Annotated in this window: 12 protein-coding genes; 10 read left to right on the top strand and 2 right to left on the bottom strand. The window is 47.2% G+C overall.

The window, feature by feature from the left end; translation table 11 throughout:
* Positions 1-441 precede the first annotated feature (441 nt).
* From A5320_RS15220 to A5320_RS15175, 9 genes are all read left to right on the top strand, one after another.
* Positions 442-1,137: a toll/interleukin-1 receptor domain-containing protein gene (locus tag A5320_RS15220; protein WP_157605911.1), complete on the top strand. Its 696-nt coding sequence runs from the start codon at positions 442-444 to the stop codon at positions 1,135-1,137.
* Between the two features lie 485 nt (positions 1,138-1,622).
* Positions 1,623-1,919 carry a DUF1889 family protein gene (locus A5320_RS15210; RefSeq protein ID WP_068066445.1) on the top strand — a complete coding sequence of 99 codons (297 nt, stop codon included), beginning with the start codon at positions 1,623-1,625 and terminating at the stop codon, positions 1,917-1,919.
* An 89-nt stretch (positions 1,920-2,008) separates the two neighbouring features.
* Positions 2,009-2,614: a hypothetical protein gene (locus A5320_RS15205; RefSeq protein WP_068066442.1), complete on the top strand. Its 606-nt coding sequence runs from the start codon at positions 2,009-2,011 to the stop codon at positions 2,612-2,614.
* Positions 2,615-3,035: 421 nt separating this feature from the next.
* On the top strand, positions 3,036-3,647 hold the full coding sequence (locus tag A5320_RS15200) for a hypothetical protein (protein WP_157605909.1): 612 nt from the start codon (positions 3,036-3,038) through the stop codon (positions 3,645-3,647).
* Between the two features lie 64 nt (positions 3,648-3,711).
* On the top strand, positions 3,712-4,347 hold the full coding sequence (locus A5320_RS15195) for a hypothetical protein (RefSeq protein WP_068066436.1): 636 nt from the start codon (positions 3,712-3,714) through the stop codon (positions 4,345-4,347).
* Positions 4,348-4,542: 195 nt separating this feature from the next.
* The gene (locus A5320_RS15190) at positions 4,543-5,313 is read left to right on the top strand and encodes a hypothetical protein (RefSeq protein WP_068066433.1); all 771 of its coding nucleotides are present in this window, start codon (positions 4,543-4,545) and stop codon (positions 5,311-5,313) included.
* A 334-nt stretch (positions 5,314-5,647) separates the two neighbouring features.
* Positions 5,648-6,316 carry an SLATT domain-containing protein gene (locus tag A5320_RS15185; RefSeq protein WP_068066429.1) on the top strand — a complete coding sequence of 223 codons (669 nt, stop codon included), beginning with the start codon at positions 5,648-5,650 and terminating at the stop codon, positions 6,314-6,316.
* Between the two features lie 394 nt (positions 6,317-6,710).
* Complete coding sequence (locus A5320_RS15180; protein WP_068066426.1) at positions 6,711-7,361, top strand: hypothetical protein; 651 nt, start codon at positions 6,711-6,713, stop codon at positions 7,359-7,361.
* Complete coding sequence (locus tag A5320_RS15175; protein WP_068066423.1) at positions 7,354-8,112, top strand: DUF3307 domain-containing protein; 759 nt, start codon at positions 7,354-7,356, stop codon at positions 8,110-8,112. Before A5320_RS15180 ends, A5320_RS15175 begins: the two co-directional genes overlap by 8 nt.
* 88 nt (positions 8,113-8,200) lie before the next feature.
* On the opposite strand, the gene A5320_RS15170 is transcribed toward A5320_RS15175, so the two are convergent.
* Positions 8,201-9,832 (bottom strand): alpha/beta hydrolase, encoded by a 1,632-nt coding sequence (locus A5320_RS15170; protein WP_082971798.1) that lies wholly within the window; start codon positions 9,830-9,832, stop codon positions 8,201-8,203.
* 158 nt (positions 9,833-9,990) lie between these two features.
* On the opposite strand from A5320_RS15170, the gene A5320_RS15165 reads away from it, so the two are divergent.
* Positions 9,991-11,637 carry a LytR/AlgR family response regulator transcription factor gene (locus A5320_RS15165; RefSeq protein ID WP_068066421.1) on the top strand — a complete coding sequence of 549 codons (1,647 nt, stop codon included), beginning with the start codon at positions 9,991-9,993 and terminating at the stop codon, positions 11,635-11,637.
* 10 nt (positions 11,638-11,647) lie between these two features.
* Here A5320_RS15165 and A5320_RS15160 read toward each other — a convergent pair whose 3' ends face one another.
* Positions 11,648-12,505: an SAM-dependent methyltransferase gene (locus A5320_RS15160; RefSeq protein ID WP_068066418.1), complete on the bottom strand. Its 858-nt coding sequence runs from the start codon at positions 12,503-12,505 to the stop codon at positions 11,648-11,650.
* Between the last annotated feature and the right edge of the window lie 2 nt (positions 12,506-12,507).

Raw genomic sequence — 12,507 nt, 5'->3', positions numbered from 1 at the left:
AAATAAGTAACCAACAAAAGGCGACCCCTGATCGCTCGAAAGCCCGGAAGTTTGGCTCGATTTTGAGGCAAATGCGCAAACTCGCGATTTGCTAACGTCAAATCGCTCAAACAGTGCGCATTTTTAAAACCTCAAAACCGGCCAAACCACCGGCTCGCTTTACGGGGACAAAAGCAGCTGGAAAGTAACTTTGTGCCAAGATCGTACTATTAGACTTTATGGATACAAACCTTAAATGCTTAAGTACTAACCATAAGTCAATTTTCTAAGTCTTGCGGGCGCAATGCCTTCTTTCTTGCCCCCCTGAAACGGGACGAGTATTTATATATTGTTGAAGTTTATATAAAAAGCGGATAGCTTGCTGCATTGAATGTAGCGAAAGGTTGCGGGTTGTTTGCCGTTGAAAAAATACTGTTAAATGCCCAACGAGGGGAAGTGATAATGGCAGAAAGGAATGTCGTAAAAAAAAGACCGAGGAGAACTAATCGGGATCTATTTCTCGACAAGCTCAAGTCGCTTGTGGACAAGGATAGCCCCCTTACAACCAACCAGGCACTGAGAGATGCGCTCGGGTGGGATGAAGACAAATATAGGCAAATAAAGAGGCAGCTTCTAGACGAGGAGCAGATTGTCAGCGGCCGGGGACATGGTGGAAAGATTGGGCTCTCCTTTGGAATAGGATCCAATCCGCTCAACATATTCATCTCGTACTCGCATGCAGACGAGGCACTCAAGGATCAGTTTGTGAAGCATTTGAATCCGTTGAAAAGAATGGGTCTGATTGCAGAATGGCACGATAGAAAGATACTCGCAGGAGACAAATGGGCTCAGGAAATTTCAAAAAACCTTGCAACTTCTAAAATCATTGTGTTGCTCGTGAGCATCGACTTCATAAACTCTGAATACTGCTACGATATTGAGCTAGAGAAGGCTCTTGATCTTCATGAAAAGGGCGCGTCAAAAGTCATTCCCGTTATTCTTCGGAGTTGTATGTGGCAGCACATGCCCTTTGCAAAGTATCAAGCCCTTCCCAAGGATGGAAAAGCCGTTAAGTCGTGGCTTGATGTAGATGAGGCATTTGCGAGTGTTGCGGAAGGTATAAAGAAGACAGTCGATGAGATTCTATTGAACGAGTGATATCGCACATAACAAACACCTTCAAAGTGACGCGCAAGCGCGCATTTGAGGCGAGCGTTATGCAAATCCACAGGGAGAATTGATCAATGACGATCAGAGATGAATTTAATGCGAGATTGCGAGCGGCAATGGACGAATGTGCAAACTTAGGTTACCCGCCCAATCGAATTAGGCAAATGTTTGATGCGTCTCACCCTGTAGAGGTGGCCAAAAGACTTGTGGTCTCTGGCGATTTTCAGGATGGGTTTAGAGCTGTTATAGCAATGGGGCGGCCCGACTTAACGATTGAATCAATAATGCTTGAAGAGCGGTACTCTTCATTATTTACAGCTCAGGAACTACAGGCCGCGCGTTGGCGGCTAAATAATGTCTAGGCAAGTATAATAAGGCGCATCAACTCGAGGCCTGCTGTCGATGGGACGCCAAACCGCAGGCAGTTTGTCGCCCGTGCGCTAATAGTTATGCAATATAAATAAGGTCAAATTATGCATCCAATACTAGAAAAAGCACTTAAGTTACTTTCAGTCACATGCAGTAAATCAGCTCTTCATCCAAGCGATGAAGATCGTATAAAAGTAACTCTTCGAGTTCTCATTAAGAATGGAGTTGTCATCGCTCCAGCTGCTATTGAACAATGGTTAATTGCTAATTCTTGGCAAGCGAAGCCTATTAAAAACATCATCTCTTGGGCAACTGCAATATCTAATGGCGGTCGAGTTCAGCTTAAAAATAAAACAATGGCTCCAACCGAGAAAGAAGTTTGGCAAAAATTAAATGCATAACAATGTGTGCCACAGGGACGCCAAACTGCAGGCGGTTTGTCGCTCATGCGCTAGTAGTTATATGAATACGGTAGATCCGAGGTATATAAATGGAAGGGAAGACAACCTTTGAACTAATTTATTGCTCTATTGAGTTGTTTATTAATTTCTGGGAAGTTACGGTTTGGCCGTTGGTTATATTCGTATCTTTGCTATTGTTTAAGCGTCAACTTCGTCAATTACTACCTAGCTTGAGTCGCTTTAAGTATGGGGACTTTGAAGCTGATTTTGACAAAGATTTGGCACAAGCTGAAGTTAGTTTGGCTCAAACTAACGAACAAATGGGGATACAAACGAATGGTGTCGGTAATAGCTATAACTATGTACTGAACAAGATTAATCAGCTAATTGAAATATCACCTCGCTCAGCTGTTACGGAAGCGTGGAGAGAAGTTGAGGCAAGTACAGCGATGTTAATTCAGGCGCATGGCTACGAGCCGTCAAACGTGCAAATGTCTAAAGTCTTCCGAGGCATTGTTTACGAGCAGAATCTTCCTGTTTCGTTGTATGAAGACTATCGCAGGTTAATGATGTTGCGAAACCAAGCAATACATAAAGAAGAGTTTGTACTTACTGAGAACGAAGCAGAACGGTATGTTAAAACTACTATTGAACTAGCTAGTCTAATTCGTTCGCTCATTCCAGAAAAACAGTAGAACAATTCAGTTCAAGAGGGGCTACCAACGCTTGGCGGATTTGATTTTAATGTGTTTCAGTGGTTAAGGCCGTTATTTTGTTTTTTTTGTAAAGTGTTGTTAGCATCTTAATCGGGCATTAGTTTGCAAAAGCAAAGTCGGTGCAATTGCGCATTTGCGGTACGTTCGGTGGGTTAACCCGTTCGTTACGGCAACGCCGGTTTTCATCGCGCAACTTGCCTTAAAGGGCAGTAAAAGTAATTCAAACCGTTGGCGTCTTGCGCCAACGACCCGGGGTCGGCAGCGTGGTTTTGTTATCGCGCAGTTGTTAGTTTTTAAATTGCACGGCAGGCGCTGGTTGCTGCACGGTTTGCTAACAAGGCGCCCGTGCGCTTGGTTTTAGATTTCGCCCATGTCGCAAGGCGTGAAAGAGAGGGCTCACATGTCCAAGTCAGATTATGCAGAAGAAGCAGTAGCGCTTGAGAAAACAGGAGGAGCATCAAAATCGAATGAGCACATCGTGAGCGTCTGCGCTCTCGTTTTATCGCTTGTTTCGATTTTTGTATCAGGCTGGCAACTGTTCGAAAACAAACGCCAAGCCGAATTTCTCATCTCACCGCACCTGAGTATTCGGACCCAGGTTGGGAACTTCGCTGAAGAAGGCATCTACCTTGATAACGGTGGGTTCGGTCCTGCAAAGGTTCTCTCATTCAAAGTCTACTTCTCTGAACAGGAGTTCGCTGATTTTGCTGGCGTGATGACTCACCTACTAGAGAACAAGACGAAACTTCGACTTTGGTATGGACTTGACGAAGGCACGATTGATAGGCTGTACAACGAAGCACCTCATGCGACCTGGAAGGCTGATGATGTCATTCCCGCAAACTATCGCGGGTCACTTCTCGTGACTCAAAGAGGGATCATGCCCTCGCGAATTACTAGCATACAGTTCTATCGGAAGGTAGTTGGCGTCAAGATTCAGTACTGCTCCATGTCGGGAGCGAACTGCAAGTGGGCGTGTCTCAACCGAGAATGTCAAAAAGACGAAACCTAACCCTTCCATCGAGAGGATTAGTCCCAGCCTGAAGCCGATGTCATTTCAGAAGGAGCGAATCGTTATGTCTATGGATTGGTATGAAGCGGAACAGGAGCAGGCATACTCTGAGTTTGTAAATTCCCTTGCCGCTGAACTATATGATGAACACAAAGAACAAGCAATCGCCGAATTTGTATCAGAGCGTCTCGCGTCATACTATAAAAAGGATGTTCATATGGCAGAGGAAGCAATAATTTTCCTGAAGAAGGCTCAGTCACTTCAAGAGAGTGAGCCCACTGCATCGCTAATATTTTCATCCACAGCTACAGAAGTTTTATTAAAGTCTGTTTTGATAAAACCGATAGTGTATGGCCTTGTCCATACGGAATCGTTGGCTGAGCTGATTTCATCTGGGCTTGTTAAACAAACAGGTATTGATCGATTTAAGGAATTGGTTTTCGGAATTCTCGAGCACCATATCGAGTTTGATAGTGGCGTTAGAAGCTATTGCCGTGAAGGTGCTAGTGTTCCTCTCTGGCAAGAAAGGGAAAGCATTCAAGGCTTGCGAAATAAAGTTCTTCATCAGGCTAAAACTTGCAGTAAAAGTGATGCAGAACAATCTATTAGCGTTACTATTGCCTTTGTAAATCTTACAAGTCTATTGCTGAGTAGCATTGGCTTAAAATTTTCAAAGGGAGGCTTGTTGGTTAGTGAGTGACTTTCATGCCGCTTCTAACAATCGCAGGCGCGGCGGAAAAACAGGGTCAGGTCTTGCGCCGTGCCCGACAGTAAAAAAGACTCACACTGTAAAATGTGGATGTCCGGCGTTGATCAGCTAACGTTTATTGTGGGGCACGGTGCACGGGGCAAGACCTGACCCCGTTGACCCTATGCCAAATCTTAGGCAAAGCAAATGGCTACTAAATCTTTCGCAAAAAGCATCGAGCCCTATGCAGGGCTTCTTGGAGCCCTGCTCGTTTTCTTTTCATGGGTTACTAATAGTTACCTAGTTGATCGAGCTGCATCAGATTCAAGAAGTGCGAATGCAATTGCAGCACAAGAACGACAGTTTGAGAATTTTCGTAGAATTTATGATTGGCAGACAAACGCTGAGCGTTCGTTATCTTTGCTTGTGCAGCGTGGAAACTTGGATGGTGATACATTTAAGACAGAAATGCAAAAACGTTTGTATTGGGCTACGGAACGATTGGGTAAGCTTAATGCTCCCAATTTAGAAGTTCAGTATCTTTTCTCATTTATTCATGAATTAACAAGAAATAGCAATGGGCTTTCCCAGACGCTGCAAATCTCGGATGAAATTCAGATCTTGAAGTTAAACTTTGATATATGGTTCCATGAGATTTCTGATTTGAATAAAGAGCGACGAAAAAGAGAGGGAGGGATAATCGGCACAGGCCTGAGCGTTAATGCTGTACGTGCAGATCAAGTCGAAGAAATGGAGACTTTGGCAAGAGATATAGTAAGCCGCTATGAAAATCTGTACAACAGTGGCTATCTTGACTTCGTTAATACTGCACTAAGGCTCTCATCCGAAATGGTAGTAACGGCAGAATCTATAGCGAGCGCAAGTGCGCGCCAAGCATCCATATTTACGACAATATCATTCTTCCTGTATTTTGTCGGAACAATTATGATCATTTACTCCAAATATCAAGATATCTAAAGAAAACAAGAGAAAAATGCGGACACCTAACAAGGCCATAAACTCGGACGCATTTTTCGTTCCCAGAAAAACAGCAGGAAAAACAGGATTAGGTCTTGCGCCGTGCCCGACAGTAAAAAAAGACACACACACTGTAAAATGTGGATGTCCGGCGTTGATCAGCTAACGTTTATTGTAGGGCACGGGGCAAGACCTGACCCCCGTTGGTTTTGCTACAGGGCGAAGAAATGATCCAACCAAATGTTTCTGTTACTCCATAGTGGTCGAAGTTTAAAACTCACAGGGCATTTTAACAAATGGTATATCAACCTGCCGCAATTGAGGAGATTACATAATGAATGACACTCCAACGCCAGAATTAAACATCGCTAGTGATCTTGACAAGTATGCACGGCGTTATTTAAAAAAAATGTGGGTTAGTAAAGGTTGCAGGTTTATTGCTCATCGGCGCCTTCGAGAAAGAAATCATGCTTCGCAGCTGGTCATATCATTGTTTTCTATTGGAGTTATTGCCGCAAGTATAAGCTTGCTTGTCGTAAGTCCTGACAACAAGAAGCTTTCGGACTTCATTAGTATACTTGCAATAAACGCTTCAATTTTCATTCTTGTCCTCAGCAATCTGGAATTTGCAAAGAATTATAGTGTTGAGGCTGAGAGAATGCTTCGTGGGGCGCAATTGCTGTCAAAAATGCATGACGATTTAGAACTAAATATCAACCAAGGCTCTATAGCGAAAGAAACATTGGCGGTAATAATCGAACATTACAACCAAGTATTGATGGATTTTGAGGTGAATCATGAGGAAATTGACTATCGTTATTTTCAGGTCAATCATCCGTCATACTTTGACCTTGAGAAACTAGGGCTAACTAAGCGTATATTTTATAGAGGTGAATACTTCTGGCATATATGGGGTCCTTACTCAATGTGCATTATTGTCCCACCAATTCTTATATACCTTGCCATTCGGTATATCCCAGAAATTTCATTTTTTAAAGTGTAATAACACTGTGGTTTCTTGGAGACGCTTTGCAATTTAGTTCCGATGGCATGCCTGGTTCTTAAAAAAACTAATATCCGCAACTAAGGCAAAGCTGAGATTCGTTATTTCGAGAGCACCTGATCTGAACGACTATAATTCGCTCAAATTAGATCTACGCAAAAATCTCTGCTTTTAAACCCGATAAAGTGTCACGTATTAAAACAACAAAGCCGCAATCAAACCCCTGATAACGTTTAGCCGCAAACAGCTAATTTGCTAAAATTAGCCAAATATGGCTAATGATCCATATTTCACTCACACACTCCGTCGCTCGTTATTAGCCGAAAATGGCTAAATTTGCATTTTTAGCTGAAAATGGCTAAATTTGGTTTCGGATATAAAAAGGAGTTTTTTTGTGGAGCTTACCCAGCAAGCTATTGCCGTGATCAGTGGTGATATTGTCAATTCAACGAAGCTGAGCTCAGCGCAGTTTGAAACACTGCTGCAGCGGATCAAAGATATCCAACAATTGATCACTGCGGGCAATGTAGCAAACGCACACAGTATTGAGCGGGGCGATGAGTTTCAGTCGGTGGTGCATGATATTGAATGCGCTTTGAAATATACCCTTATTTATCGAATTGGCATTAAAGCGCTTGGTAAAGAATTTGATAGCCGAATAAGTTTTGCCATCGCTTCGCAGGCTGATCTGCGGGCGTTGGTGTCACAATCGATGGGAAAAGCATTTGTGCTTTCTGGTCGTGGTTTAAAAGCCCTGAAGGGTGACAGGTTGGTTTTTAGCTCTGAGAGCCAAGAGCTGACTGAACAGTTTGAGTTGCTTTTTAAGTACCTTGACCGCCAACTCACTGCATTAACTTCGCGGCAATGTGCAGTCATGCTGCCGATGCTGCAAGCAACGGAAGTTTTATCGATTAACGAATTGGCCGAACAGCTGGATGTGGCAACCGCTACTGCGAGTAAGTCACTAAAAGCTTCAGGTTGGCCGCTGATTAATGAACTCAATTGGCGGTTTATCAACCAGGTTGCAGGGCTAAAACATGGCTGAATTTTTAAGTGTGCTGATGCTGTTCTTGCTGATGCACATCCTCTGTGACTTTTACCTGCAACCGCTGCAATGGGTCAAAGCCAAAAAAGCGCACACCTACCGCTCACCGGAGCTGTACTTTCACTCACTGTTGCATGGTGTGGCGATATTAATTCCGGCAATAGTGCTAGGCGTTGATTGGCGCGTCGCTGCTTGCTGGGTTGGTATCGTCGCAGTGAGCCATTTTATGATTGATCTGTGGAAGGTCACGATACCGAATGGTGAGACCTTTTCAGCCTTTATGATTGATCAGGCTTTACATGTATTGGTACTTGCGGCCATTGCGCTTTATCTGACTGGCGGTGTCACGGTGGATGCAGTATTGCAGCACCCGAAGTTCCCGGACGCGGTGATGGTACTGTTTGGTTATTTGCTTATTCTTAAACCCACCTCGATTGTGATTGGAAGCATCTTAAAAAAGTACCCAATATCCAGCGGCAGCGGGGGAAGTCAGGTCAGTGGTATTGTCGCTGGGGGCGAATTAATCGGCTATTTAGAGCGCTTGTTAATTCTGACCTTTACCCTGGTCGGAAGTTATGAAGCCGTGGGTTTTGTATTGGCGGCGAAATCAATTTTCAGATTTGGTGAATTGAATAAAAGCAAAGACCGCAGCATGACCGAGTATGTGTTGATTGGATCCTTAGTATCGGTGGTAATCACAACCCTGGTCGGCACTTTATTGGCACTGGGTTTGGGTCAAAAAATTGGGTAAACAAAAGCTAGTCGCAGGCTCAAACTTCAACCTTTACTACCAATCATAAAAAGCACCGCCCGCATCGCAGGCGGCGCCATCTCCTTAATCACTGAGCCGCTGACAGTTTTAAGTCAGGGACTGGTAATTCAATCAGGTGCTGGTTCACTTTTCCGGTGGCTAAAAACTGTTGGATAAGTGTGAGCACTTGCGGTGAACTTTCCAGCAAATTGTGGCCGCCGTAACGCACTGTCACCAGTTGTTTTGCGGTGAGTCCGGCCACTGCCTGTTGTTGCTCGGCCAGATAAGTGCGGCCGTCGAGGGTGCCACTGAGCACCAGGGTAGGGATAGCGTGGCTGGCTTCCTGACGAAAGGCTTCGCCCAAATCAAGCCCCGGGATGCTGCCGTTTAACTGTGGCATCGGGAAATTCAGCATGCCGCCGATCAGAGCGCTGGGTTGCTGCTGATTAAACAACAGCTGCCGCTTTGGGGAGATGCCGGATGCCAGATCGGTCATTAACGGCATTAATCGTAGCTGGATAGGGCCGGCGGCGAACCCGTCGAAGATGCCGCTGCTGATAAGTTCGGTCAGCATTGGTTTCATCGCCTCGGGTTGCGCTTGCAGACCTTGATATAACTGCAACAACTGACCCAAACGCTGATTCGGATCGGCCAAAGACATTGAGGTCAGCAGTTGTAAATGTAAGCTCTGAAATAAAAATGGGCTGGTTTTACCGTCAGCTTGCGGCAGATAAAGCTGAATGGGTTCACGTTTCAGTTGGGTTAGCACTTGTTGCATCAGCGCTGCAATGTCTGGCCAGCGTGCTTGCTGCGCCGGATCCAGTGCAATCAGTTGTTGCACGCGCTTTAGATAAAGGCTGGTTTGCTCGGGAAGTTTGACGGTTTGGTCTAACCCTTCAACACTGGCTAAGATCAGTTTATCCAGCCGTTCCGGCATTATTTTGCTGGCCGCCAACGCCAGATGAGTGCCATAAGAAATGCCCCATAATGTGAGTTTGTTGGCACCCAGATGCTGACGCAAATCATCTAAATCCAGCGCATTTTGCACTGTGGTATAACCGAGTACATCCGCGCCTTGTTGCTGCCAGAACTGGCTGCATTCCTGGGCTGCTTGTTGGTGCAGCGCCGCAAACTTTTGCTCATCCAGCGGTTGCTGCTCCTGAGCCGGCATGTTCAATACATAAGCCACGTCCACCACCACCTTCGACACACAATTTGGCATGTCGGCGGACAAACCGGTGCCGCGTTGGTCCAGCGCAATCACATCAGCATGTTGGCCGAGGCCAGTAAACAGCGGATAACGCGGGCCTTTCGCCGTGTGAATACCAGAACCGCCAGGTCCACCGGCCAGATAGACCACCGGTGAGCCCGGCTGATCGGTGTGTGCCGGGAAACGCACATAATGCAGTTTAAGCTGACGGCTACCAGCACGCTGGCGGTTTTCCGGCACCATAAAGAATCCACTGAACGCGGCAATGCTATCGCCGTTGCCAGCCGTAAACTTGATGGCTGTTTCGTTGGCGTACTGCCGTGGTTTTTTGGTGACTGCGGCTGTCGAAGCAATGCTGGTTGCGAGTGTCGCTACGCTGCTAGCTGTACCACTGACAGCCAGCGCATAGGCCGGAACAACGCTTGCCGCAACAGCACTGACGCTCAGCAATAATACCCGGCCAATCTTTTGGCGACATTGACTGCTTGTACTTATATATTTCAATAACATAACATGCTCTCCTTGGTTTACTTTGTCGAAGTAAAGCAAGCCCGTTACCGGCCGGCGAGTGCTATTCTGCCAGCGGTATTGGAAAGTACAGCGCAAACGCTGAGCGGTAGTGTTTTTTCCGCTAAATGGCGGACTTTTTCCCCACTCTGGAGTTGTAAATGCAGACGTTGCACCCGACCAAAGTTCATTTTTCCCGTTATGGTGGGATCACGCTGCTGTTGTTGTTATTGGCTTGCCTGTGGCTGGTATTGCGCCAGCCGATGATGCCAGCGCAGTTGCAACAGCTTGCGATTGTGGCCTGGTGTGATGGTCAGCAAGTTCAAGCAATGCCAACAGACTTTCAAGAAGTGGGCTGTCAGCAGCAAAGCGACGTTACTGCGGATCCACAAGGGCGGCTGCTGTGGTTGCAGTTACCATTTGAGTTGCCCTCAGCGCAGCCGCACGATCCCACAGTAGAACCAACAACGCCGCAGGCACTGTTTATTAACGCCAGAGCCTCCAGTGCGGTTTATCTGAATGGTCAACTGATTGGTCGCAATGGTCGTCCTGGTCTGGCGGCAGATGAAGTGCCGGGGGCGATGGATAGCCGTTTTTATCTGCCATCGTCCTTATTGCGCCCTGGCCAGAATCAACTGGTGGTGCAGATGTCGGCCCAACATGGCTGGCTGACACTGGCCCAGCCCATTCATTTTATTGGCATTGGCCCCTATCGCGATGCCAATGCATATCTGCAGCAACATAGCGAACTGGGTCTGGTACTGCTGGGCATTTTACTGACAGGGCTGTTGTATTTCAGTGTGTTGGCGCTGCGTAGTCAGCAATCAGCAACGTCGGTGTTTGCCAATTCGGCGATCATGCCACGACGCTGGCAGAATACACTGTTAGCGCTGCTCTGTTTTTTTGCTGCAGGTCAGTTATGGCTGGAAATGGTGCGGGGTCTGGTGGGATATCCTTATCCTATGCACGATCTACGGCTGCTGGCCATTTTGTGCTGTTCCTGCGGTTTTGGCGGTTGCCTGTTGTTACTTACGGCGCTACGGTATCAACGCGCACAATGGCACTACTGGCTGGTAGCGACTGTGCTGCTGACGCTGCCGGTGCTGCTTTGGCTGGACAGTTTTGATGCGCGCATTGCCGTCGCAACTTTTTTACCGGTGTGCATTGCCGCGGTGTTGGCTGCCTTACGCTGGCGCACGCCCGAGGACGTGGATTATCCGGTTGCGAACGGTGCCGGTAGCAGTGCGTTGTTATTGTTGTTGTATGTGCTGCTCGCGGTGCTGCTAACCGGTATTTTCCAGGAGATCCTGGCCTTTGTACTGATGACACTACTGCTGTGCGCGTTGTTTATTGAGCAGGCGGTGCAACATCAGCACCAGCAGCAATTGCAACTGGCCGATCAACAGTTAATTCTGCAATTACAGCAACAGCTGCAACAACATGGCGCCACCGAGCCAAAGGCGAATCTAACCTTAACCAGTGCCGGTAAAGTGCAGCTGTTGCCGATTGACGAGATTGCTTATTGTCAGGCAGCACGCGACTATACCGAAATCTTGCTGTTGGATGGTCGTCAGCAGCTCTATAGCGGAACGCTTAGAGCGCTGGAAGAGCAATTACCGGCGCGATTTATCCGGGTGCACCGCTCTTACCTGGTGAATGTCCGGCATGTCCGGCAATTTCGTACCACCACCGATACCGACAGTGGCAGTGGTGCGGTGTTGTTACTCGTTGGCGGGCAGCAGGTGCCAGTCAGTCGGCGGTTGATCCCTGCAGTGCGCAGCGCCATGCAGGAGGTTGTTGCGGCTTAGCGCTGATGCTTCAGTTGCTAATCTCAGCGGCCTGATATTCGCCCTCAGGAACTTCAAACTCGGCAGTGGATGCCGCAGCTTCCAACTCAGCAGCGCGTATAGCTGCCAGCCGTGCCAGAACCTGCAAGTTTTTCTCCAGCTTGCGGGCAGGGGGCACCACCATGGTGGTTTTCAGGTTCATCTCGGCGTCGGGTAATGCTGAGAGTGGTAAATGGGTGATCCGCGCTTGTTGAAAGGGCAGGCTGGCGGCTTCGTATAAAATAACTTCGTGGCTGAGCGGGTAGTGCTCGGCCAGCAAGTCAACCAACACCTGGCGATAGGCGGCGCCGGTGGCAAAACGGGCATGGCTTTTATCGCCGGCGATGCCTACTTGCCACAACACCAGATAGGCTGTTGGGTCGATATTACGTTGATAAAACATATACTGGCTGGCTTCAAAATACTGACAACCGACTTTACCCGGGTCAATACCTAGCGCAGCATGTAAACAGTCAGCAGAGCTGATGCCAGGCTCCATATGAGCGGCATAACCTTCGGCACGAGCCAGTTCAATCACTTTATGTGGTGCGTAAGCAAAGACGCCGGGGTGACCATAAAAAGCACAAACAACCTTTTTGCCGAGCCTCACTTCGACTAGCATTAAATCAATCATCTCTTGATAGGTTATATGGCGTGATTTACCTTCAGCATACAGCGGTGCAAAACTACGCACATCTGGATGCATTTCTTTGAGCCAAAGTTCGGTAATGCCATCGGCCACCCCGGCAAAGACCACATCGGCATTTTCAATATAACTGCGTGATAACGGACTGATGTGCGAGCCTAACGTAATACCGGTGCCAACGATCACAATGCTGCCTGGCTGCATGG

Source organism: Rheinheimera sp. SA_1, assembly GCF_001669775.1.
In the GTDB taxonomy this organism is placed as follows: Bacteria; Pseudomonadota; Gammaproteobacteria; order Enterobacterales; family Alteromonadaceae; genus Pararheinheimera.
Note: the sequence above shows the minus strand (reverse complement) of the source record. Positions and strands in the feature narration are given on the sequence as shown.